Origin of the sequence: Acinetobacter sp. ANC 3813, assembly GCF_002135435.1 — a bacterium.
Taxonomy (GTDB): Bacteria; Pseudomonadota; Gammaproteobacteria; order Pseudomonadales; family Moraxellaceae; genus Acinetobacter.
Window position 1 is genome coordinate 53,409 of record NZ_NEGK01000005.1, and the last position, 25,011, is coordinate 78,419.

Genomic DNA, 25,011 nt, shown 5'->3' on the forward strand with positions numbered 1-25,011 from the left:
GGCTTAAATAAAAACACGGGGCATTGACTGTTCAATCCCCCGCGTTAAAAAATACGGTGCGCTTATATTAACATAAGCTGCAAAAATTAACGATTCTGCCAAACACTCATCGCACCTTTACGTGTTGCAACGTAAAGCTGATTATCAATCACGCGCAGTGTACGCACTTCACCGCTGGTTTTAGAACGGCCGATAATCTCGCCTGTGCTTGGATCAAGCAAGTGCAATACGCCGTCTAAATCACCTACCACCAAATCATTGCCCAGCATGACTGGATTGCTCAACTGGCGGTTCAGCAGCTGATCATTTTCCCACAGTTTATTGCCCGTGGTAATTTCATAAGCCGTAATTTTTCCATCAGTTTGTGCAACAAAAACGCCATTGCCTTTTACTTCAGGCCGCTGAATGCTGCTGGCATCTTCGCTCCACACCACTTGCTGTGAAGCCAAATCCAGTACAGTCACTTGACCTTGATAGCTTGTCGTCACCACAAACTGGCCAGCAACAACAGGCTCGCCATCGATATCAATCAAACGCTGAATATCTGAGCGGCCTTCAGACACCGCTACTCGGCGCTGCATTTTTGGAATGCCACTGATTGCATCAATGGCATAAATATAAGCATTGGCAGATGCGATTAAGACATTGCGCGCATCTAAAGCCACGGGTGCTGCCTGACCACGCAAGCTGAACTGAACATTTGGCAGGTTATACGTCCATGCCTGTTTGCCTGTTTCAACTTCGTGCGCAAAAACAGTCCCGTCATTCGATACAGTAATCACACGGCCTGCATGTATTAATGACGGCGCAAGAATAGCGCCAGACAGCTGTGCCGTCCATTTGGTTTCGCCAGTCGCCTGATCGAGCGCGAACAGCTGGCCTTTTTGATTGCCAACAACCACTAAGCCGTCTTTTGCTTCAACACCGGAGCTTAAGCCCAGTTTTGAAATATTCTTTTGCCAAAGGCGCTGCTTACCTTGATAAGCTTCAACTTCACCCTTGGGATTAATGGCAAAAATCACGCCATTGTCTGCATCTAAACGCAAGCGAAGCGGATCTGCCTCATCTGTAGAAGCCACACTTTGAGAAAATACCGGAACCAATGATTTTGCCTGCGTGAGCTTTGGCAATGGATTTGGTTTTGCCTCTTCAACTTTGCCTTTACTGGCACAGCCTGAAAGCGCAAGCGTTAAAACCGTCAGTGCACACGCAATTTTGTATTTTCTATTCATTCAGTTTCTTCCACTTGAGTCTCTAAAATCGGGCGTTCGATTTCAGGATCATCGACTAAAACGCCTACACTTTCGAGTTTAATTTGTAAAATTTGACGTTCTTCTTTACGTTCAACTAATGCATCCCATGCACTTTGATATACTTTTTTTGCATTTTCAATATCATTTTTAGCAACATAAATATCGCCTCGCGCTTCATCTGCAGTCGCTTTAAATGCTGGATCTTTCACAGCTTCTAATGTTTTCAGCGCCACATCATATTTTTTTTGCGCCAGCTGCGCATAAGCTAGACGCAGCTTCACAATCTGCATCAAGCCTTCATCACTGATTTTAACATTTTCAACTTTCTGCAGCGCTTTTTCCGCACTCGCGTAATCAGCCTTATCATAGGCCAATTTCGCCATGACCAACTGCGCTTGTACTGCTTGCGGTGAATCAGCAGATTCTTTCATGATGCTGTCTGCAGACGTCGACAGCTGGGCAAATGCATCACCTTGCGCTGATTTTGCACTGTCCATCAGCTGCTGTACTTTAGCGGTCTCAGTTTGAGAAGCAGCTAAATTTTTCTTTTGCCAATATTCCCATCCGAAAAAGGCAATCAACGCAATTAAAATCCCGCTCACAATGGCAGAGCCATATTTTTTGCTGAAAGATTTTAAATTATCAAGTTGTTCATCATCACTTAATGCGTTCATTTGACGACCCTTTTCCTTATGTTTTATGGCTTATTTTGAAGAAAGTTTTTCAATGATAAATGGCACAAAGCCATCTACTGCAACTTCAGCTTGTTCTGCTGTCGCCAGCTCTTTAACCAGCACTTGCTGCGCCTCCTGCTCCCGCTCACCGAAAATCACCGCATAGTAAGCGCCAGACTGATCGGCTTTTTTCATTTGCGATTTCATGGAGCCTTGCGAACCGACTTTTAAACGGATTGCACTGTTTGCAGCTTCCAGCTGATCACGGATCTGTTCTGCCAGCACCAAAGCTTTACCTTGTACCGACGGATCTGACACCAAGAATATTTCGCAGTCACGCACTGGCGTATTGTCTTCGACTTGCTCAAGAAGCAAAAGCAAACGCTCCATGCCCATTGCAAATCCAACAGCAGGTACAGTTTGATCAGGCTTGCCTTTCAGCTGACCCACCAATCCGTCATAACGGCCGCCAGCACACACTGTGCCTTGTGAGCCCAGCAATGTTGTGGTCCATTCAAATACTGTTTTATTGTAATAATCCAAACCGCGAACCAATTTTTGATTAATTACAAATTTCACGCCAGCATCGCTTAAATACTGCTGCAGTTGTGCAAAATGATTCATGGTATCTTCACCCATGAAATCATGCAGTTTCGGCGCATTTTCCAAAATTTGCTGTGTTTTGGCATCTTTCGAGTCCAAAATACGCAAAGGGTTGGTCGTTAAACGGCGCTGAGAATCTTCATCCAAATCTGCTTTGTGTGATTCTAAAAACTCAACCAAAGCTGCACGGTAAGCTGCGCGCTCATCTGATTCACCTAAAGTATTCAGCTCCAGCTGCACTTTATCCGCAACACCCATGCGCTTCCATAAACGCGCAGTCATCAAAATCAGTTCTGCATCTTGATCTGGTGTTGAAACGCCAAAAGTTTCTACACCAAACTGGTGGAATTGGCGGTAACGGCCTTTTTGCGGCTTTTCATAGCGGAACATTGGACCCACATACCACACACGCGGCGCAGCGCCGCGCAGTAAATTATGTTCCAGCATTGCGCGTACACAGCCAGCTGTGCCTTCCGGACGCAAAGTCAAAGATTCAGGCGGGTTGCCTTTATCTAAGAAGGTATACATTTCTTTTTCAACGATATCCGTTGCATCGCCAATAGAACGCTTAAACAGATTGGTCTGTTCAACAATCGGCAGGCGGATTTGCTGATAGCCATAGGCATCCATTAAAGATGCTAAATGCTGCTCAAGACGTCTCCACGCAGGTGTTTGCGTTGGAAGGATATCGTTAAAACCTTTAATTGCGACAATTGAACTCATGATTTACTGCGTATAATTTCTTTAGATTTTGCTTCTTCAAGCGCCTTAACACGTTGACGAACCATTGTTTCGATTTCATCAACCAACTGATTTGTGTCAATTAAATGACTTTTCTCGCCATTACGATACACGAGTGAACGCGGACTTGCACCTACCACACCGATATCTGCCTCTTTGGCTTCACCGGGGCCATTCACTTTACAGCCAATCACAGAGACATCCATTGGCGTACGCACGTCTTCCAAACGCTCTTCCAGCGTCTGCATCACTTTAATGACGTTAAACTCTTGACGCGAACAGCTTGGACAGGCAATAAAGTTAATGCCATTCGAACGCAGGCCCAATGATTTTAAGATATCAAAACCGATTTTAATCTCTTCTTCAGGCTCAGCCGCCAGCGAAATACGCATGGTGTCGCCAATACCTTCCATCAGCAGTCCGCCCAGCGCGATCGCCGATTTCACTGAACCTGTACGGTAAACACCCGCTTCAGTCACACCTAAATGCAATGGATTGTCAATTTGCTTAGACAGCAGACGGTACGCATCCATGGTTAAAAATACATTAGACGCTTTGACTGAAACTTTAAATTCGTGGAAATCCAAACGGTCTAAAATATCAATATGGCGCAGTGCAGATTCAAGCAAAGCTTGGCCTGTCGGCTCGCCATATTTCTTTTGAATATCTTTTTCCAATGAACCTGCATTCACACCAATACGCATTGAAATATCATTATGGCGCGCGGCAGCAACCACTTCGCGGATTTTTGCTTCCGAACCGATATTGCCTGGGTTAATGCGCAGGCAGTCTGCGCCTAAATCGGCAACACGCAGCGCAATTTTATAATCAAAATGAATATCGGCAACCAACGGCACCTGCGAGCGTTTACGGATTTCGCCAAACGCTTCTGCAGCTTCCATGCTCGGCACAGAAACACGCATGATGTCTGCACCGACATCAACACAGCGCTGAATTTGCGCTACAGTTGCATCGACGTCGCAAGTTTCCGTATTGGTCATGCTTTGGATGCTGATTGGCGCATCTCCGCCCACATACACCGAACCTACACGGATTTTTCGGGTTGGACGGCGTTGAATTGGATTTACAAACATGATTTCACTCTCCCCCTAACCATTAGCGCGATAAACGGAAATCAGCTTTGCCGTTTACGGTATATGGCGACAATGAAATACTTTCATTATTTAAGCTTAATGACACCGCTTCAGCATCATCTAAACGGATTTGAAATGGCGCTTCGCCATTTAAATTTAAAACAGAAGCTTGACGGCCTGTTGCCAATACCTTGCCCGTAGAATCGACAATATGGACTGAGGTCGGACGGTTAAAAGTCAAACTCAGCTGATCACCTGAAACTGCCGCCGCGCCATCTACATTAAGAACCTGCACTTCTGACGTTTCCGGCTCTGAGACATTTTCAGCATCTTTACTGCCTGACATGCCTTGAATAAAAGATACAAGACCCGCCAATATTGCAAGAATCACAATGGCTAAAAGACCGCGTTTGAGCCATTTACGGTTGCGGTCGCGGTTTGAGCCTGGGAGCTTGCCCATGATTTTAATCGGAGAATTATTCAAGGCATGATTGGGCATCAAGCCAGTATCATTGGCATAGATATCATCAAAACGCTGAATAATACTGGTGGCATCCACTTTCAAATATTTGGCATAGGTGCGGTAATACCCTTTAATAAAGGTCGCTTCCGGCAATGATTTATAATCGTCCTGCTCAAGCGCTGTCAGTGTTTTCACTGGAATGTTCAGCTCTGCGACCACTTGATTCAAATCAAGTTTTTGCGCAATACGGATCTGACGCAAGTACTCACCTGGACGCTGTACATTTCCTAATGCATTTGGAGCTGTGCTCGAAGCATTTGATTGCGGTGAATTAGGATTTACTTCCATACGGCCTCAGTACTGTACTGTAATTGCAAATAACGCTGGTATTCAGGACTCTCTGGATATAAAGCACGAAGCTGATTGATCAGTTCCTGCATTCCCAGTTTGTCGCTATTCGCACGTGCAGTGCGGATACCAATCCAAAGCGCTCGAGCACTCTGGTTCTGCTGACCCACTGCACGAACGAACTGTTCATACATTTGTGTCGCGGCAGCAGTTTGCTGATTCAAATAAAAGATTTCCGCCAACTCTAACATTGAAACATATGAACCGCGATTGGCTTGCAAAGCCTGTTTGAATGTTTTTTCAGCATTCGCAACATCGCCCAGTTTCAAGTAAATTCGGCCTGCATTTTCAAACGAACGAGCGCGCTGATCATAGCCCAGCGTAGCGCCAGCGATCAGTAAATGCTCGAGCGCTTCATTATAGCGTCCAACTTGATACAAATACGTACCATAGTTGTTACGCGCCTGCGCATTTTTCGGATCCAGCGAGATTGCGCGGCGGAAATAGCCTTCCGCTTTATCCATATTCAGCTGGCTGCCTTCCTGCTGAAGCAGGACGCCCATCATCATATTGGCTTGCGCATCACGCGGATTATTTTCTAAAGACTGATCCAATGCACGCTTAGCGGCATCCAAATCACCTGCTTTAATATATTCAACAGCCAATTGAGTACGTACTTTGGCGGCTTTTTCCGGGTCTTTTTTCCCCAGAGTTTGAGGCGTTTGACATGCTGTCAACGCAGCTGCTGTCAAACATAAAGATGTTATGAACGCAAATTTGTACGCGAAGGTTCTCAATTGACGGCCTCTTTTTATCCTTGCGAGCGCAGAATCTCATTTTGCTGCGCCACTTTTTTCTTCCACTGTTCCGCACGGCGGGTACGGTCAGCAACTTGCCCCACAAGCTGTCCGCACGCAGCGTCAATATCATCGCCGCGTGTCTGACGAATCGTACACACAAAACCAGCATCAGACAAAGTTTTTTGGAAAGAAATAATCCGGTTACGGCTTGAACGGCCGTATGGCGCATGCGGGAATGGATTAAATGGAATTAAATTGATTTTGCTCGGCAGATTTTTCAGCAGCTTAATCATTTGCTGCGCATGTTCAGGATGATCATTCACACCATCCAGCATGACATATTCAATGGTCACATGCTTACGTGAACTTTCATTACCGTCTTTAGCGATATAACGCTGACACGCAGCGATCAGCTGCTCAAGCGGATATTTTTTATTGATTGGAACAAGTTCATTACGCAGCTCATCATTTGGCGCATGCAGTGAAATGGCCAAAGCCACATCAATATCTTTAACCATTTGGTCGATTTTAGGCACTACACCCGAAGTCGATAAGGTTACACGGCGTTTTGACATGCCATAAGCGAAATCATCCAGCATGGTGCGCATAGAGTTCAATACTGCATCATAGTTGAGCAATGGCTCACCCATACCCATCATGACCACATTGGTCACCGAGCGCTCACGCTCAAGAACAGGCACATCTTCCATGTATGAGTAGTTTGCCATCCACAGCTGGCCAATAATTTCCGCTTGGCTTAAATCGCGCTGGAAACCTTGTTTACCTGTCGAACAGAATGAACAGTCTAATGCACAGCCAACTTGTGAAGAAATACACAAAGTACGGCGTAAACCGCTGCGGTGTTCAGCAGGAATCAGCACTGTTTCAACCAGTGAACCTTCGCCTTCACCTACACGGAATACCCATTTACGGGTGCCGTCTTTAGAATAATTTTTATGCACCACTTCAGGCGCTTTAATTTCGCAAATTTTTTCCAGCTTTTCACGCAATTTGCCTGAAATATTGGTCATTTCAGCAAAATCTGTGACAAAGAACTGGTGAATCCATTTCATCACCTGTCCAGCGCGGAACTTCTTCTCGCCCATGTCTTCGAAGAATTTTTCCATTTGCGGACGCGACATGCCGAGTAAATTCACTTTCTCCACAGCTGTTTGCTGCGCAGGAGCGGATGGAGATTGCTGCTGTTCAGCCGAAACCGCAGAGACAGAGACTACTTCAGTACTCATGTGTAATTACCTAAACCATGTCTAAAGATGAAAGGAGAAGCTCAATAAACGAGCAAAGTTTTATTCAGGGAATAAAAAAACCAGATAAGCATGATAACACTTATCTGGTTTGAATACTTCGAATTAACGAGTACGCGGAGCAATCTCAGTTTGAGCGAAGAAGTAGTTAACTTCACGGTCAGCAGATGCTACAGAGTCAGAACCGTGAGCAGCGTTTTCGTCGATGCTTACAGCGAAGTCAGCGCGGATTGTGCCTGGAGCTGCTTCTTTAGGGTTAGTCGCGCCAAGAATGTCACGGTGAGCAAGAACTGCGTTTTCGCCTTCAAGAACTGAAACAACAACTGGACCAGAAGTCATGAATGCAACTAGGTCACCAAAGAAACCGCGTTCTTTGTGCTCAGCGTAGAAGCCTTCAGCTTCAGCTTGAGTCAAATGTTTCATTTTAGTTGCAACAATTTTAAGACCAGCTTTTTCAAAACGAGCAAAGATGTCGCCGATGTGGTTTTTAGCAACTGCGTCTGGTTTTACGATAGATAAAGTACGTTCGATAGCCATGGTAGGCTCCTTGAGTCAATTTGACAGAAAAATTTGGCGCATTATACCGAATAATGCGCTATTTTCTGCTTTTAAGATGTAAAAAAAATGCTTTTTTCGACACAGTGTCAGCTGGCTTCGTCAATCCAAGCCATTTGAATCGCTTCCAGCAATCCTTCTGTCGATTTTTCAGGATTGTCTGAAAAATTTGGCAGCGCGCACACCCAGGCATGCAAATCCGTAAAACGGATCCACTGTGGATCCACATCCGGATGCGCTTCATAAAGCTCAATAGCGATATCGATGGTATCTGTCCAGCGTAAACCCATAGGTTTTCCCAACATCGTTTAAATAATGCCGTACTTTAGCAAATTTCCGAAAACTGCGCGATTTTTACAGTTCAATTTTTACAACGAAACTTTTACAGCGTAATGTTTAATAATGGCGCAGACAATACAATCGCGCTGGCCACCGTACCGCCAATTAATGCGCCAACGGCAACATCGCTTGGATAATGCAGCCCCAGCACCATACGGGACAACGCCACCAGCACGGTGAACGGCAGCATCAAAACCAGTAGAATCGGCTGCACATAGCCCAGTACAGTTGTTGCCATGACCGCATGCAAAGTATGCCCGGATGGAAAACTGAAATGATCCAGCGGACGCTCGCCTAGGCGGATGACCTGATGCACTTGATAAGGCCGCGGGCGCACGGTTTTCTTTTTCAATACCTTATAAATACTGGTGCCCACTGAACCGCCGAGCAGCATATACAGCATTTGCAGTCCAAACATCAGCCCTTGCAAAACCCACACTGCTCCGAGCATGACATACCAAAACATGCCATCGCCTAAACGGCTGATGATTTTAAAGAAGTGAGTCACCCGCTCTGAACGGGAGAAGGTGTTGAGATAAATACAGCCTTTTAAATCGAGATCAAGCATTCTTATTTTTGCATTTTTAAATTTCATTGTTCTCTCCTCGAGTGCTGCCGCTTGGCTCAGGCCATTAAGTCACTGCCTGTGCTGCGTAGTACAGCGCCTGTTCGAATTGCTGAACGGGATATTGCCAGCCAACATCCTGAATATCTTCTCTTGCATTGTGCCCCATCTGCTTCAGCACCTGCCTTTCTGGCAGCTGCTGCATAAAGCGGATAAATGCAGGCGCATCACCCAGCTTAGACAGCCAGCCAGAACGCAAATGGCGCACATGCTGTTCGGCGCAGGCATAATCATAAGCCACTACAGGCAGACCGCTGGCCATTGCTTCCAGCACCACATTGCCAAATGTTTCAACTTGGCTGGCAAATACAAAAGCATCTGCGCTGGCATAAGCCTCTGAAAGCGAGATACCGCTTAGGCTGCCCATAAAAATCACATTGGATGAGTTCCCCAAACGCTGTAATTTTTCACGTTCTGGTCCATCACCCACAATCACCAATAGCGTTTTTTTCTCACTGCTTTTATGCATGGCCGCATAAGCGCTTACAATGAGATTGAGTTCTTTTTCAGGAGACAGGCGGCCCACATATAACAACACTCTCGTTTGCTCATCTGCCCCCCACTGCTGGCGCAATCCCTGAGATGCATGCTGCGGATGAAAACACTCTACATCCACACCGCGCCCAACCACAGCCATCGGGCAATGCACCCCTAAATCCTGCAAAGATTGTGCCGTATCCCGACTCGGAACACAGGTGAGTTGTGTATTATTGTGAAACCAGCGTAAATAATGCTGCACAGGTTTAATTAAAAAAGCTAAATCAAAAAAACGGCTGAAATCTTGAAAAGCAGAATGAAAGCCGCTGGAAACAGGGATATTTTTCACTTTCGCAGCCTGCAATGCGGCTAGACCCAGCGGCCCTTCCGTCACAATATGCACCACATCCGGCGCGAACTCATCGATCGCATTTGTGACTTTCATAAATTGCGGCCAGCCAAACTTTAAAGAAGGATAGCGAGGTATCGCCTGCGCCATCACCAAGCATTCTTTATTTGGAGAAAATTGGCTGCAGCGTGACTTTTGCTGCGGGCGGATCAGCAAAATTTTATGCCCCTGCTGCTGCAGCCCTTTGCATAACTGCAGCAAAGACAGCGCCACACCATTAATTTCTGGCGGCCAGGTTTCCGTCACCAGCGCTATTTTTAATTTTGGACGCACCAAATCGTTTAAGACACGATGTTCATTTTGAATGTTGTGTGCATTTTTATTCTTAATATAAAACTTAAAGTTTTCTGGAAAATTTTGTTGTTTTAAATGACCAAATACAGACGCCTGTTCCATATCTTACCTATCATTTGAGTTTTATCAGCAGTATAGAAAGCCTTTCTTTCATTTTGATGATAATTAGATGACAGTTCAAATACTGTTCACACCTCCAACAAAGCTTATCGTGTTCTATGCCGCAAAAAAAAAGCCGCCATTGGCAGTTTCCAATAAGCGGCTACTGATCACGAGGGCTTGATCAGAAAGAGGTTCCGGTTAAATTCTCCAATCCGCCAGCGATACAAACAGGCGGTTAAAAAAACAGGCTGATATACAGATCATCGGTGTAGTCTCCTGCTGGCGTCAGCGCATTCGGCCGCTCAAGCAGCTGCACTGTCACGATGTACTGATCTGAACCCAATGAGCTCATTGGCGCTCCCCAGCGGGATCCTGAACCGCCAGAAATATTCATTTGTGTCTGCAGGCGGCCCAAACGGCCATTGGTCAAATAGCTTCTACCCGAAACACCCTCCGCATTGCGTGTTCTAAACTGAATTGCATATTTCAAATCACAATTTACTTTAAATGACAGCGCTGAGCGTGTTTGCGACGTTGCATTCAACTGGAGCTGGCTGGTGGTCATTCGGTCAATTTGGCATTGCTGCGCATGGCCGCTGACCGCAATCAGTACACCAGCCACTCCCAATAAATAATTCATTTTCATCACGTACTCCTTATTTACAGACAATACGCATCGGCTGAGAACTTAAAGCTGCTTCTTTCGCGTCTTTTTCAGTAATATTCAAGTCAAATGAACACGTTGCGTTATCACCATAAAGAACTGACATCTTATGCGCTCCAACAGTCATGCCATACACCGTTACAGATGCATCAGAGGTAATTGGATAGATGTCGCCATTTGCCAAATGCAGCTCAGAACCAGGTTTAAAGTTTTCACCGTTTTCATTCTGCGGCTGCAAGGTCAGCATGAAGGTGTGGTGGATTGGAAAATCAACCACATAGCCGCGCTGATTGAGCGCTGTTAACGGCTTGGTGGATGCATCATATTTCTCTTCGATCGGCAGCTGATTTTCATCAAAACCAATATCATATTTAATATATGGAACAATATCGTGGACAAATGCATAGCCTTTTTTATTGGTTTTTTCGACATGATTCAGCGCACTCAGCACATCAATATCTGGATAATTGCCGACTTTAACCAACGCAAAAGCATTGTTAATTGATTTGGTGAAGTTCAGCTGGCCATTCAGAAATGCAATAGCGCCGCTATAGCCAATCGTCGAGTCGCTTGCATGCTCGTACTGATAGTGCTGCAGATTCAAGTCACCGACACGTGTTTTAGCAATCACGTTTAAACTGCCAATATTTTCACCCTGACGGCGGTTAGCGCCAATTGCATAATCCAGCCCTACTTGGCGCCCGCTGTCATGCACATACTGCAAACTGGCGTTGTTATTTTCAGTTGCATAATTCATGTACAGTTTATTTCGAGTATCAAAATTATAAGTAATACTTAAAATGCCGCCATTGTCTTTGATCTCACCAAACCGCTCAAAATAACTCAAACCAAAAGACAGGTTGTTTCCAATCATCCGGTTAAATCCGACATTGAAAATCTTGTCATTATTAAATGGACTGGCGCTGTTTTGATAATATTTCTGCTCTGCATAGCTCATGCTGACATTTTGAAAAAATGGCACTTCACTGAAAGAGACATAGGCAAAGTTTTCAAATTCAGGCACTGCATTATTCTGCAGGGGATCATCCCCAACATAACGGAAACCCTCTTCCGAATACTTAGAACTGATACCCAAAGATACCCAGCGAAATTCTTTGCTTAAGGACAGGCCATATAAAAATTTTGAACCCTCATCAGCATGTGAATTCAGAAGCAGCGTGTCTAAAACCACAAAATGCGGCAAACCTTGCGTCCATGTCAGGCCGACATTTTGCAGGTCCTTGGTATAAGAGATATTGGTGCCTAGAGATGTGTTTTCACGCAACCCTTTGCGGTAATAAATATTGGCTAAAAAGTCACGGTAATCATCACTGGAAGTGTAATAGTTGTAGCGCAGCTTACCCAATGACAGGTTGTACTCGCTCAAGCCCTTACGCAGCAGTTTATTGTTCACGAGAATCGGCAAGGTTTTAATGCTTCGATTGCCCAGCACATCTTCAACAACCATTTGCGCGTTGCCCGTATAGTTAATCTGTGAACCCGTCTGCAGCACATAATCTCCAGGACTGACTTTCTGATTATAGATTTTCACTCCATTCATATAGAGTTCCACCGTGGACGGCAGCCGCGCAGTGCCTTGAATTTGCGGCGTGTTCCAATAAACAAATCCAGGCCTTTCTAAATAATTTGTACCCCAGTTTATGCCGGCAAAACGCAATGAGTTGAAAAAGGGGTTAGAAACTGTTGTCGCATCCCCTAAGGTTAATTTGGTTAATTTATCTGGAAAATCTATATCTAGACTGGTGCCTATGCGCACTGTCTTTTCTTCCGTTGCTTCACTGTTGTACAGCATGGAGTTTTTAAAGAACCAGTAATTTTTAAAGATTCCGAGATCGACCAGCCCGTTATATCCAGTCAGAAACTCCGAGTGATTATATTGCACTTCATAATTGATAAATCCACCAAAGTCAGCCTTTTCAGGGCGATCAAACGTATAGTCGCCTATACGGCTGACGGTAAAATAATGCCCAGGAATCGTCAGCTTGATCGACTGGCTCGCTTCATCAAAATCAGCTTTCATCTGATCATTCGTGACCAAACAAAAATCGCCTGCTCCATCCAATTTGATCAAGCTGGCCGCATCAACTCTGCGCTCTGTTAACAAAGCGCATTCAATATAATAATTTGCATCATGTTTAATCAGTGTTGCATCTACATTTTGATTTAAGTCATTGATCCACAAGTTGGCGATAATCTTTTCATCTGGTGGTGCATTTGCATAGACATTGACGACCAAGAAAAAATTCATCATGACTATTATTTTTCTATTTATAGTCATAGCGATTCTCCAAATATCAGTTAGATAATTTCATTTCAACCGCTTTCTTGGACTTATTCGTTTCGAGCATTACACTGTATTTTTCTGCATGATTGATATTGATGTCTTTTAAATCATAAATTAATTTATTTTTTGGCAAGGCATAGGCCATAGTTTCATTGCTGTAAATTACTTTTTTCTGCTCATTCAACAGCTTTAAGTTTGTCACTTGCACATGCGAATCTGCCAGATTATTGAGAACCAGCTTATTGTTCTGCACATCAAATTTAACCTTAAGATCATCTTGCTTGCCCACAAAAAGCGGCAAATTAAAATTCACCAGAAACTTTACCGCCAGCTGATTATTTACTGGCGTAATTTCATCAATAATGATCCGCCATGACTGTTCATTCGAACCATTCAGCGCTGCTGCAGCGGCCTGTGGAAAGCCGACGCGTATCGCCTGCTGCTTATTCGGCTGCAGAATAAAATTTTTAGGATTAATAATAATATTGCTGTCAGGCTCTAAAACATTTTCACCTTGACCGTTTTGCGTCCATTTAAAGACCTTGACTTCAAAGACACGTTTTTCCGTTTCATCCACTGATTCTAAAGTTAGTGTTGTAGATTTCAGCTTGTTTGGATTATCAATAAACAACTGAACCGGCGAGACTGAAACCCCTGCTGACGCCTTAATAGCTATCAATAGCGGAGTTATCATAAAAACCAATAATTTTTTTTTCATGATTGCGCCCTTTTATTATTTAATTATCTGGCTCATTGCGAACAACAAGCCAGATTGTTTATTTTTTTTAATTTAATTAAGCAGTTCCATCTGCAGCATTCGGTCTATCAATAGTAAACACGAATTTTATATGTATCGGTATAATCACCAGCTGCTGCAGTTGCAGACACTGGAAGTTTGGTGCGGGCAGTTACTGTGAAGTTATCCACTGACATGCCTGCATAATTATTGTTGCCCCAAGTTGGAGCTGCAGGGCCTGCACTGCCTGAAGTTTTAGCAGTCGCAATGACCGTATCAATCGTGCCGCCACTTGCATTTTTAACAAATGTGTTTGGATTGGTATTGGCGTTTGCTGTGCTCAAATTCAGAACATAGTGTGTATTCGTTGTTACACTGTAGCTTGAAGACACATTAGTGGCATCTGTTTTCAGCACTAAATCTTTAGGATCAGAAATGGTGCATTTTTTTGGCACGGTAAGTTTAATCGGAATATCTTTGCTGCAGCCCAGCTCAGTACAGCCTTGCCAGCGGTCATTGTCACCGCCTTTGGCTGAATCATCTGCAAAAGCGCTTGCTGAACATGCACCTAGTACTAGCGCTGCTAAAGCAGCCTGCGTCATTTTATTCATGATGGATTCTCCATAAAATTATTATCTAGCCACCACTTTATCGAATAGGATTGTTTAGTCTTTTATTTAGTTAAACTAATCAATTCACATTTCTCCCAAGGGCATAGCCATTGTTCAATAAATTTTAAGGAAAATAATTAATAGTCCACTTTTCACGAAACAAATGAACAGTCCAGTTTTTGTTGCCAATTCATAAATAAAATGCCAATTTATTAACATCTTGAAGCATAACTTCACAATAATAACAATAACAGCGGCTAAATTTAAAAAACCTTTTCCGCCCTATTTACAAAGATTCTAAATTTATAAATGAGGATTTTCATTCAATAGCCGATCTAAACTAAATTACATTTAATTACATTAAAAATTCAGATTTGTTCAATTTTTTCTTTTTAAGTTTTTATTTTAGTTGAAAGTTACACCATTATTTCCAATAAAAACAATTACTCAAATCATTTTGATAAATTTATTGAATACTACTATCCCCAAAAAAGGATTGCGCTTATGCAGAACAGTTACAATCAACGATTAAATTTTACACACTTCGTCACAATAAAATAAAAGATAAAGAACAAATTCAAGAATTGATAAAAATCAGCTATGAATAACTCAAAAAACTAAAACCTTAAAAGGAGTTGAAAATTACCATATTTATTCATTATTTTTTATAATTAAAATCTCACCAAACTTTTAGTTTTTATTAAAGCCAACAAATAAAGCGCTAAATATTTTTATGGACTAGATCTGAACGTTTCATTTTTTGAATAAAAAAAAGCAGACATAAAGATCTGCTTTTCTGCGAAGCTTGCCATCACACCATAACGCACAAACTATTGTGAAATACGGTTCAATAATCCATTGGTCACTTGATAGAGCTGTCCATTGCCAAAATCAATTTGCTGCTTGTCACTATGCAAGGCAGGAAATCCAGTAATATTTTCCAGCCGTGAAGAGCGTTGAAACAGTTTGGTTTTAGGGTTGTACATCCAATAAATAAAGCGCTTATCTTCAATTTTACGGTTCTCAGATGTATCTGCGAGCACAACATCGTAATAACCGTCAAAATTAATATCCAAGAAGCCGATACTGCCGGCAAAAGCGGTAAAATCCGTTAAACTCTGCAATAAGCTATTGTTTGTTTTATTCACAATATCCAGCCGCTTTAGCGCTTTTCCATAAGGCTGATCAGCCCCTTCCGAACCATAAAATTTAAAAATAATGACAGGTTTATCAGCGGCTTTAAATGCTGGCTCAAATGAAATAGCAGCATGCTCTTTAGGGTCAGAGGAACTCAATTCCGCCGCCATCAGACCTGTATTTGCATCCAATTTACCGCTGAACTCATACTTCGCAACAGCCTCATCCATACTGTCCACACTGACAGATTTAAGATGTATAAAATCTCCTTTTTGACTCCCCTTAAAAGCAATACTTTTATTTTCAGCTGCATCTGTCAGCACTCCATGCGGATTCCAAATACCCGCATACAGATCCAAAAAATAGCGCCCATCAGTTGAGCGCAGCATACGCTGCATAGACACGCGCACATTGCCTATAGACTTCAGCTGCGAACCCTCTACTGGCACAGCTGGGCTTTCAGCAAAGCTCATGCTTGAAGCAAGAAATGCGGCAATACAAAGAAGAATTTTTTTATTCATTGCTTAACTGCGCTTAATTATAAATATGAATAGCAGATAATGTATCACAACATATTTACAGCAGAATCACTGGCTATTTAGGAGTTTTGCAGCAATGGTTGTGATTTTAGAAACTGTTGAGCAACACACCTAGCCTTAACTCACCTCAGGTTGAGACTGCACGCACGATTCGATAACGCAACAAAAGCTAAAGCATAAAATGAACGCATTTCAATTCAGAATAAATATTTATCAATCCGTTATTTTTTGCTGGGCATTTCATACGCTTAAATTCAATCAATAAAAATATTGCTGTGAATGAAAGATGAAAGCAACCCTTTGAAGGAAATGTAAAGAGGAAAAAACTACATTGATTACAACTGAAGGCAACTCGCAATAGATATAAGAAAAACTAAAACTTAGTTTTTCTCTTTATCTACAATCTTGTTTGCTTGAATCCAAGGTATGAGCAAGCTCAGAACACTGTTCTGAGTGAAGCGCAAGAAATGAAAGCACTGCTTTTTTCATTTTTGAGGCACGAAGTTCAACTTGCATATCACACTCACATTAGTCTGTTTTTTATAAGTCCTAAAAAAGCCCCTGTTACAAACAAGGGCTTTTAGACTTAGAAATTAGAAATTAGAAATTAGAAATTAGAAATTAGAAATTAGAAATTAGAAATTAGAAATTAGAAATTAGAAATTAGAAATTAGAAATTAGAAATTAGAAATTAGAAATTAGAAATTAGAAATTAGAAATTAGAAATTAGAAATTAGAAATTAGAAATTAGAAATTAGAAATTAGAAATTAGAAATTAGAAATTAGAAATTAGAAATTAGAAATTAGAAATTAGAAATTAGTTCTTTTCTTTATCAACGATTTTGTTCGCTTGAATCCAAGGTATGAGCAAACTCAGAACACTGTTCTGAGTGAAGCGCAAGGAATGAAAGCACTGCTTTTTTTCATTCTTCAGGCACGAAGTTCAACTTGCAGATCACACTCACATTAGTCTGTTTTTTATAAGTCATAAAAAAGCCCCTGTTACAAACAAGAGCTTTTAAACTTAGAAATTAGAACTTAGTTCTTTTCTTTATCAACGATTTTGTTCGCTTGAATCCAAGGCATCATCGCACGAAGTTTGTTACCCGTCACTTCGATACCGTGAGCAGCATTTTGACGGCGGCGAGCAGTCATAGAAGGATAGTTCAAAGCACCTTCGCTGATGAACATTTTCGCATATTCGCCAGATTGAATGCGTTTAAGTGCATTACGCATTGCTTCACGAGATTGTTCGTTGATTACTTCAGTACCAGTAACATATTCGCCGTATTCAGCGTTGTTAGATACAGAGTAGTTCATGTCCGCAATACCGCCTTCGAACATTAAGTCAACGATCAATTTAAGTTCGTGCAGACATTCGAAGTAAGCCATTTCTGGAGCGTAGCCAGCTTCAACCAAAGTTTCGAAGCCCATTTTAACCAATTCAACAGCACCGCCACAAAGAACTGCTTGCTCACCAAATAGGTCAGTTTCAGTTTCTTCACGGAATGAAGTTTCGATGATACCTGTACGGCCGCCACCTACGCCAGAAGCATAAGAAAGCGCTACGTTACGCGCATTACCAGAAGCATCTTGGTGAATTGCGATAAGATCTGGAACACCTGAACCACGCTGGTATTCAGAACGTACTGTGTGACCAGGTGCTTTTGGAGCAACCATGATTACGTCTAAGTCAGCACGCGGCACAACTTGGTTGTAAAGAATAGAGAAACCATGAGCAAATGCTAAAGTAGCGCCTTGCTTGATGTTTGGCTCAATCTCGTCACGGTAAAGTTGAGATTGGAATTCATCTGGAGTTAAGATCATTACTACGTCAGCTTGCGCTACAGCAGCAGCAACTTCAGCAACTTTAAGACCAGAATTTTCAGCTTTCTTCCAAGAAGTAGAGTTCGCACGTAGACCTACAGTTACGTCAACGCCAGAATCTTTAAGGTTAAGCGCATGCGCGTGGCCTTGTGAACCGTAGCCAATAATCGCTACTTTTTTGCCTTGGATGATAGATAAGTCTGTGTCTTTATCGTAAAAAATTTGCATTGCTGTCTCCGCTTAAATGCTTTGTTTCTTTTCTGCTTCATCCTGTGCCTAATCATTTGAGCACATAATAAAGCCCTCTCCTTGCAGGAGAGGAGTATAGGGTTAAATCAGTTAGATTGTTAAAACTTTTTCGCCGCGCGCGATACCTGATACACCTGAACGCACAACTTCAAGGATGGTATTTTCAGCTAGAGCATCAATAAAGCCATCAATCTTCTCAGTCGTACCAGCGATCTGAATGGTATAAGTTGTTGGTGTAACATCAACAACCTGTGCACGGAAAATATCCGCTGTGCGTTTAATTTCAGCGCGCGCTGCGCCCAAAGCTTTCACTTTAATCAGCATCAGCTCACGCTCAATGTGCGCGCCTTCAGACAAGTCCACAACTTTTACAACTTCTACCAGCTTATTCAACTGCTTAGTAATTTGTTCAATTTTGTGGTCATCGCCATAAGTCGTCAGCGTAAGACGGGATAATGTCGGATCTTCAGTCGGCGCAACATTTAAAGTCTCAATGTTGTAATTGCGCTGAGAAAACAGGCCAACCAAACGGGAAAGCGCGCCAGCTTCGTTTTCTACGAGTACAGAGATAATGTGTCTCATTGTGTACGCTCCCCTTTGCCTAACCACATATCCTTCATTGACTGGCCAGCAATCAGCATTGGATATACATGCTCTGAACGGTCAACCATCACGTTAATAAATACGCATTTATCATTGATCGCCATGGCTTCAGCCAGCTTAGACTCAAGCTCATCCGCATGGTCAATTTGAATGCCAACGTGACCATACGCTTCCATCAGTTTTGCAAAGTCAGGCAATGACTCTACATAAGAGCTTGAATGACGGCCTTCGTAGTTCATATCCTGCCATTGTTTTACCATACCCAAAGCACGGTTGTTCAAACATAGGATTTTGACATTCAAGCCATACTGCTTACAGGTAGACAGCTCTTGAATACACATCTGGATTGAAGCTTCGCCCGTGATACATACCACTTGCTGATCTGGGAACGCAAGCTTGGCTGCCATCGCATAGGGCAAGCCCACACCCATCGTGCCTAGACCGCCTGAATTGATCCATTGGCGTGGACGCGTATATTTGTAGTACAGCGCGCCAAACATTTGATGCTGGCCTACGTCTGAAGTAATGATCGCTTGACTATTGGTAATTTTGTCTAAAGCGGCAACGACTTGCTGCGGCTTCATCGTACCGTCAGTTGTTTTCTCATACTTCAGGCCATGCACTTGACGCCATTCATCAATTTGTTTCCACCAATCCGCAATGATTTCTGGATTTGGCTTAGATACATTCAGCTGTTTCAACTGCGCCAGCATTTCCTGCAATACAGGTTCTACTGCGCCCACAATTGGAATGTGCGCCATGATGGTTTTCGAAATTGTCGCAGGGTCAATGTCAATATGAATGACTTTAGCATTTGGACAGAATTTCGCAGGGTTGTTGGTTACACGGTCATCAAAACGCGCGCCTATGCACAGAATCACATCTGCATTGTGCATCGTCATATTAGCTTCGTATGTACCATGCATGCCCAGCATACCGATAAATTGCGGATCATTGCCCGGGAACGCGCCTAGGCCCATCAACGTATTGGTTACTGGATAGCCCAGCAAATGCGCAAGTTCAGTCAATTGCTCAGAAGCATTGCCCTGAACAACACCGCCGCCTGAATAAATAACAGGACGCTTCGCATTAATCAGTTCATCAATCGCTTTGCGGATTTGACCTGAATGACCGCGGTGAGGCGGCTGGTAAGAGCGCATCTTCACTTTTTCAGGATATTCGTAAGCGAATTTTTCTGCAGGATTCGTCGCATCTTTCGGAATATCGACTACAACTGGACCTGGACGGCCTGAAGATGCGATATAGAATGCTTTTTTGATAATTGCAGGAATTTCACTGGCATGGCGCACTTGGAAGCTGTGTTTCACGATTGGACGTGAAATACCCACCATATCTGTTTCCTGGAACGCATCTTCACCAATTAAATGTGAAGCAACCTGACCGGACAGAATCACCATTGGGATTGAGTCCATATAAGCTGTTGCGATTGGAGTTACAGTATTGGTTGCGCCCGGGCCCGAAGTGACCAGCACCACACCCGTTTTACCTGTTACACGCGAATAAGCATCTGCCATATGGCCGGCAGCTTGTTCATGACGCACGAGGTAATGATTGATTCGTTCTTGTTGAAATAGCGCATCGTAAATATGCAGTACTGCGCCGCCTGGGTATCCAAATACATGCTCAACGCCTTCGTCCGCCAATGCGCGAACGAGCATTTCACCACCAGATAAAAGTTCCAACGTGATTCACCCTAATCTTTTTTTCACCGCCAAATGGGAGACATTTGGGGCAGTTCATTTGTTAACTGTATGCACTGTTATAGCACACATATTTCATAGTTTTCATGGCAATAGGAAAAATTTGCGATCCGACTGCTGTTTGAGCAATATGAGATCTAAAAGCCTGCTGGGATAAGCACACTTTATTCACTTTGTTCAGCTTCTCGGCTAGAGAAGTTGTCCATTGCATGACATGACACTTATTCGAAGGGTGATCGACTAAGGCATTTAAAACTAAAACAGCATTTTTGTTGTTTCGACTATTAAAGTCAAGTTTAAAAATTAGCTTTTTCCTGATTATTTACAGACCGTCTAATTTTTAGGCTTTGGATATTTTGCCCATTTGCGCTTTCACTTTGAACTTGCAGGAAAAACTCACTAAGGCATTAAATTATTTTATATATTAGATAAGTAAATTGAATCAATCCAAAGCCCCTGCGTCATCTCTCAAATATCCCGCCAAACCGGATTGACCTAAACACACCATCCGCCTGCTTAAAAATCCATCTGCAGCAATATTTTTTGAATTGGCCAGCGAATATTCCACTTATCTGCTGATGCATAAAAATAAATAGCGCCCATATAAAAAAAAGCGCAAAATTTTAGCTTAAGCAGTAAGACACTGTTATTTGCACAGTATCAAGGGAAATAATTCATCATGAAAATGCCTGCAGTTAGATTGGGAGCCATGATTTCGGCACTCGTATTTGGTTTGGGTACGCAGAGCAGCATGGCGCAAAATTTTTATAAATGGGTGGACGTCAAAGGCTCAACGCACTACACCGCAACACCGCCGCCAAACTCTGCCAAAAAGAAAGGTAAAGTGGAAACTTATGGCTGGAAAAACTCCTCTGCTGCGGCAAATGAGGCCAGCCCTGCCGCGCAAAGCGCTGCCAAAGAAGCTGAAAAAGCGGCTCAAGCTGCGGCTTCGCAAGAAAATAAACCTGCAAATATGCCTCAGGCCCCAGCTGCCGAATAATGTAAATAATCCATTCAAGAATGACTCATTTTTTATTCTTTGAATTTTAAAAGCCGAATTAAATAAAAGCACGGCGCAAAATTCACTTTTAGGTGTGTTTTGCGCTATGCTGTATCACAAATTTTTTTAACCGTTATTCCTAATTTACGTTTATGACTACTCACATTGACCCTGAATATCAAGCCAGCGCGATTGAACCTGCAGTCCAACAAGACTGGGAAACTCGCAAAGCCTTTAAAGTTGCTGACACTGTAGAAGGTCCGCGCCGCTACATCCTCTCGATGTTCCCTTACCCAAGCGGCAAGCTGCACATGGGTCATGTGCGTAACTATACCATTGGCGATGTGATCAGCCGTTTTCACCGTTTAAAAGGTGAAACTGTGATGCAGCCTATGGGTTGGGATGCTTTCGGCCTTCCTGCTGAAAACGCAGCGATTGCGCATCAAGTGGCTCCTGCAAAATGGACCTTTGAAAACATTGATTACATGCGTAATCAATTGAAAAAATTAGGTCTTTCAATTGACTGGGACCGTGAATTTGCGACCTGTACTCCTGAATATTACCGCTGGGAACAGTGGCTATTTGTTCAGCTGTACAAAAAAGGCCTGATCTACCGCAAGCTCTCTACAGTAAACTGGGATCCTGTGGATCAAACCGTATTAGCGAATGAACAGGTTGAAAACGGCCGCGGCTGGCGTTCGGGCGCATTGGTCGAAAAACGTGATATTCCAATGTACTACTTCCGCATTACTGATTATGCGCAAGAGTTGTTGGACGACTTAGAAACATTAAAAGATGGCTGGCCACAGCAAGTGTTGACCATGCAGCGCAACTGGATCGGCCGCTCACAAGGGATGGAAATTACTTTCCCTTCAGCAAATCCTGAAGTGTATGCAGATGGTTTAACTGTATTTACCACACGTGCCGACACATTAATGGGTGTGACTTATGTTGCTGTTGCTGCAGAACACCCAATGGCGTTAAAAGCAGCCGAAAATAATCCTGAACTGAAAGCATTTATTGAAGAATGCCGTATGGGTTCAGTTGCCGAAGCTGATCTTGCCACTGCAGAGAAAAAAGGCATGGCGACTGGCCTGTCTGTGAAGCATCCTGTCACTGGTGAAGAAGTTCCAGTCTGGATTGCAAACTACGTATTGATGTCATACGGTTCAGGTGCGGTGATGGCGGTTCCATCACACGATGAGCGTGACTTCGAGTTTGCCAATAAATATGGTTTAACCATCAAGCAAGTGATTGATGCCAAAGGCGCAGATGATGCAGACTTTGATGCAGCGCAATGGCAAGAATGGTACGGTTCGAAAGACGGTAAACTGGTGAATTCAGGTGAGTTTGACGGTTTGGATTTACAAGGGGCTTATGATGCTTTCCTTGCCAAATTAGAACCAACAGCATTGGCAAACTCTAAAGTTCAATTCCGTTTACGTGATTGGGGTGTTTCTCGTCAGCGTTACTGGGGCTGCCCTATTCCAATGATCAACTGTGATAAATGCGGTCAAGTACCGGTTCCAGAAGATCAGTTGCCAGTGGTATTGCCAACAGACGTTGTTCCAGATGGTTCAGGCAACCCGCTGAACAAGATGCCTGAATTCTATCAAACCACTTGCCCATGCTGCGGCGGCGACGCTCGCCGTGAAACAGATACGCTAGACACCTTCGTAGAATCTTCTTGGTACTATGCACGTTATGCATCTCCAGATTTCACTGGCGGTATGGTTCAACCTGAAGCGGGTCAAACTTGGCTTCCTGTAAACCAATATATTGGCGGTGTTGAACACGCAATTCTGCATTTACTTTATGCGCGTTTCTTCCACAAACTCATGCGTGATGAAGGCGTAGTACAAGGCAATGAACCATTCACCAACTTGTTAACACAAGGCATGGTGCTTGCGGATACCTATTACCGCGAATCTGAGTCTGGCAAGAAAACTTGGTTTAACCCTGCAGACATCGATTTAGAACGCGACGAAAAAGGCCGTATTCTTTCTGCAAAATACCAAGGTGATGGTCAGGAAGTGACTGTTGGCGGTCAAGAAAAAATGTCGAAATCGAAAAATAACGGTATCGACCCGCAAGCCATTATTGATCAATACGGCGCAGATACTGCACGTGTATTCATGATGTTCGCTGCACCGCCTGATCAATCACTTGAATGGTCAGATGCTGGTGTTGAAGGTTCGAACCGTTTCTTAAAACGTGTTTGGCGCCTTGCAACGGGCTTCCTTGAAAAAGGCAATGCCGCAGCAGCAATTGATACGTCTAAGCTTTCTACAGAAGCGCAAGACTTACGCCGCAAAACGCATGAAACCATCCAAAAAGTGGGTGATGACATTGAGCGCCGTCATGCATTCAACACAGCCATTGCCGCAATGATGGAATTGCTGAATGCCAATAACAAGTTTGAAGCAAAAGATGACAATGACGTAGCTGTAGCACGTGAATCAATCACTACATTGCTGACTTTACTTGCACCATTTGCGCCGCATTTAAGTCAAACTTTATTGGCTCAGTTCGGTATTGATTTAACTGCTGCGCTGTTCCCAGCGATTGATGAGTCTGCCCTTACACGCAACACACAAACCATTGTGGTGCAAGTAAACGGCAAACTGCGCGGCAAGCTGGAAGTCTCTGTAGATGCATCTAAAGATGACATTTTGGCGCAAGCGAAAGCATTGCCTGAAGTACAGCAATTCTTGACCGGTCCAACCAAGAAAGAAATTGTCGTGCCAAATAAATTAGTGAACTTGGTGGTTTAAGGCCTTTAAGCCTCCCTTTTATAAAGGGAGGTTTGGAGGGATTTTATTAAAAAATCTCCCCTAACCCCTCTTTAGTAAAGAGGGGAATTAAAAGGAATAAACAATTCCCAAACAAAGCCCGTTGCCAGTCAGCGGGCTTTGACTTTACAATCCCATGCATTGAACACAACAATATTATCTCAGGCGAGCGAAAGCCCAGAGAACATTTATCAGAGGATACCGCATGCATTTGGTTCAACGCGCTGCTGCAATCGTATTAACCTTGGGTCTAGGTGCAGGATTGACAGGCTGCGGCTTCCATTTAAAAGGCACTGTTCCAAATGTTGCGCCTGTGACTTATGCCAACATGAAACTGGCTTTGCCTAAAGATACTGAAGAACTTGAAGAAAAGCTGAATATTTATCTTGCTGCCGCTGGCGTAAAAGTCAATAACGAAGCCCAAGCCTATACCTTACGCATTTTAGATTATACGCCGCGACGTATGGAGCTGAACGGCAAACTGGTTGAAACCCTGTTGCGCTTAAACGTGACCTTCCGTATTGAAGATGCCCAAGGCAACCCTGTAACTGAACCGCGTACCGTTATGGCGACACGCACCTATCAATACGACGTTGCAACGGTAAACACCGATGATCAGGAACAAGTCTTCTTGAAAAAAGTGATCATTGATGATGTCGCGCAGCAGATTGCCCGCCAAATTTCATCGAACCGCCTGCCGCTGGCCATTCAGCGAACTGCAGCGCCTCAAACAGCAATTCCTGCATCTGAAGCGTCAACATCAGAAGCTGCTGAATAAACTGAAT

General features: G+C 43.3%; 22 protein-coding genes. 3 read left to right on the plus strand and 19 right to left on the minus strand.

The window, feature by feature from the left end:
* Window positions 1-86: 86 nt before the first annotated feature.
* The 19 genes from bamB to B9T34_RS09095 all read right to left on the minus strand — a co-directional run bounded on the left by bamB (window position 87) and on the right by B9T34_RS09095 (window position 20,416).
* Entirely contained in the window at window positions 87-1,232 is a 1,146-nt protein-coding gene (gene bamB / locus B9T34_RS09005; RefSeq protein ID WP_086212830.1) for an outer membrane protein assembly factor BamB, read from the minus strand.
* On the minus strand, window positions 1,229-1,927 hold the full coding sequence (locus tag B9T34_RS09010) for a YfgM family protein (protein ID WP_086212831.1): 699 nt from the start codon (window positions 1,925-1,927) through the stop codon (window positions 1,229-1,231). The genes bamB and B9T34_RS09010 overlap by 4 nt, the downstream gene beginning before the upstream one ends.
* Window positions 1,928-1,957: 30 nt before the next feature.
* Window positions 1,958-3,253: a histidine--tRNA ligase gene (hisS, locus tag B9T34_RS09015; protein ID WP_086212832.1), complete on the minus strand. Its 1,296-nt coding sequence runs from the start codon at window positions 3,251-3,253 to the stop codon at window positions 1,958-1,960.
* Window positions 3,250-4,365 carry a flavodoxin-dependent (E)-4-hydroxy-3-methylbut-2-enyl-diphosphate synthase gene (gene ispG / locus B9T34_RS09020; protein ID WP_086212833.1) on the minus strand — a complete coding sequence of 372 codons (1,116 nt, stop codon included), beginning with the start codon at window positions 4,363-4,365 and terminating at the stop codon, window positions 3,250-3,252. Before ispG ends, hisS begins: the two co-directional genes overlap by 4 nt.
* Before the next feature lie 22 nt (window positions 4,366-4,387).
* Complete coding sequence (locus B9T34_RS09025; protein ID WP_086212834.1) at window positions 4,388-5,176, minus strand: helix-turn-helix domain-containing protein; 789 nt, start codon at window positions 5,174-5,176, stop codon at window positions 4,388-4,390.
* Window positions 5,167-5,943, minus strand: coding sequence for a type IV pilus biogenesis/stability protein PilW (pilW, locus tag B9T34_RS09030; protein WP_171265173.1), 777 nt, complete (start codon window positions 5,941-5,943; stop codon window positions 5,167-5,169). Before pilW ends, B9T34_RS09025 begins: the two co-directional genes overlap by 10 nt.
* Before the next feature lie 44 nt (window positions 5,944-5,987).
* Window positions 5,988-7,223, minus strand: coding sequence for a 23S rRNA (adenine(2503)-C(2))-methyltransferase RlmN (rlmN, locus tag B9T34_RS09035; protein ID WP_086212836.1), 1,236 nt, complete (start codon window positions 7,221-7,223; stop codon window positions 5,988-5,990).
* Between the two features lie 123 nt (window positions 7,224-7,346).
* Window positions 7,347-7,778: a nucleoside-diphosphate kinase gene (gene ndk, locus B9T34_RS09040; RefSeq protein WP_086179247.1), complete on the minus strand. Its 432-nt coding sequence runs from the start codon at window positions 7,776-7,778 to the stop codon at window positions 7,347-7,349.
* Window positions 7,779-7,885: 107 nt separating this feature from the next.
* Complete coding sequence (gene iscX / locus B9T34_RS09045) at window positions 7,886-8,086, minus strand: Fe-S cluster assembly protein IscX (RefSeq protein WP_086212837.1); 201 nt, start codon at window positions 8,084-8,086, stop codon at window positions 7,886-7,888.
* A 92-nt stretch (window positions 8,087-8,178) separates the two neighbouring features.
* Window positions 8,179-8,730, minus strand: a complete 552-nt coding sequence (locus tag B9T34_RS09050; RefSeq protein ID WP_086212838.1) for a phosphatase PAP2 family protein — start codon at window positions 8,728-8,730, stop codon at window positions 8,179-8,181.
* A 37-nt stretch (window positions 8,731-8,767) separates the two neighbouring features.
* Window positions 8,768-10,042: a glycosyltransferase family 4 protein gene (locus B9T34_RS09055; protein WP_086212839.1), complete on the minus strand. Its 1,275-nt coding sequence runs from the start codon at window positions 10,040-10,042 to the stop codon at window positions 8,768-8,770.
* Window positions 10,043-10,277: 235 nt separating this feature from the next.
* Window positions 10,278-10,688, minus strand: a complete 411-nt coding sequence (locus B9T34_RS09060) for a hypothetical protein (RefSeq protein ID WP_086212840.1) — start codon at window positions 10,686-10,688, stop codon at window positions 10,278-10,280.
* Window positions 10,689-10,698: 10 nt separating this feature from the next.
* Window positions 10,699-12,978, minus strand: a complete 2,280-nt coding sequence (locus tag B9T34_RS09065) for a fimbria/pilus outer membrane usher protein (RefSeq protein ID WP_228147431.1) — start codon at window positions 12,976-12,978, stop codon at window positions 10,699-10,701.
* A 43-nt stretch (window positions 12,979-13,021) separates the two neighbouring features.
* Window positions 13,022-13,729, minus strand: a complete 708-nt coding sequence (locus B9T34_RS09070) for a molecular chaperone (RefSeq protein WP_086212842.1) — start codon at window positions 13,727-13,729, stop codon at window positions 13,022-13,024.
* 107 nt (window positions 13,730-13,836) lie between these two features.
* Window positions 13,837-14,358, minus strand: coding sequence for a hypothetical protein (locus tag B9T34_RS09075; RefSeq protein WP_086212843.1), 522 nt, complete (start codon window positions 14,356-14,358; stop codon window positions 13,837-13,839).
* 830 nt (window positions 14,359-15,188) lie between these two features.
* Window positions 15,189-16,016, minus strand: coding sequence for an XAC2610-related protein (locus B9T34_RS09080; protein ID WP_086212844.1), 828 nt, complete (start codon window positions 16,014-16,016; stop codon window positions 15,189-15,191).
* A gap of 1,056 nt (window positions 16,017-17,072) precedes the next feature.
* The gene (ilvC, locus tag B9T34_RS09085; protein ID WP_086212845.1) at window positions 17,073-18,089 is read right to left on the minus strand and encodes a ketol-acid reductoisomerase; all 1,017 of its coding nucleotides are present in this window, start codon (window positions 18,087-18,089) and stop codon (window positions 17,073-17,075) included.
* 111 nt (window positions 18,090-18,200) lie between these two features.
* On the minus strand, window positions 18,201-18,692 hold the full coding sequence (gene ilvN / locus B9T34_RS09090) for an acetolactate synthase small subunit (protein ID WP_005007440.1): 492 nt from the start codon (window positions 18,690-18,692) through the stop codon (window positions 18,201-18,203).
* Complete coding sequence (locus tag B9T34_RS09095) at window positions 18,689-20,416, minus strand: acetolactate synthase 3 large subunit (protein ID WP_086212846.1); 1,728 nt, start codon at window positions 20,414-20,416, stop codon at window positions 18,689-18,691. Before B9T34_RS09095 ends, ilvN begins: the two co-directional genes overlap by 4 nt.
* Window positions 20,417-21,143: 727 nt before the next feature.
* On the opposite strand from B9T34_RS09095, the gene B9T34_RS09100 reads away from it, so the two are divergent.
* From B9T34_RS09100 to B9T34_RS09110, 3 genes are all read left to right on the plus strand, one after another.
* The gene (locus tag B9T34_RS09100) at window positions 21,144-21,434 is read left to right on the plus strand and encodes a DUF4124 domain-containing protein (protein WP_416202709.1); all 291 of its coding nucleotides are present in this window, start codon (window positions 21,144-21,146) and stop codon (window positions 21,432-21,434) included.
* Between the two features lie 152 nt (window positions 21,435-21,586).
* Window positions 21,587-24,208, plus strand: a complete 2,622-nt coding sequence (gene leuS, locus B9T34_RS09105) for a leucine--tRNA ligase (protein WP_086212848.1) — start codon at window positions 21,587-21,589, stop codon at window positions 24,206-24,208.
* Window positions 24,209-24,431: 223 nt separating this feature from the next.
* The gene (locus B9T34_RS09110) at window positions 24,432-25,004 is read left to right on the plus strand and encodes a hypothetical protein (protein WP_086212849.1); all 573 of its coding nucleotides are present in this window, start codon (window positions 24,432-24,434) and stop codon (window positions 25,002-25,004) included.
* Window positions 25,005-25,011 lie beyond the last annotated feature (7 nt).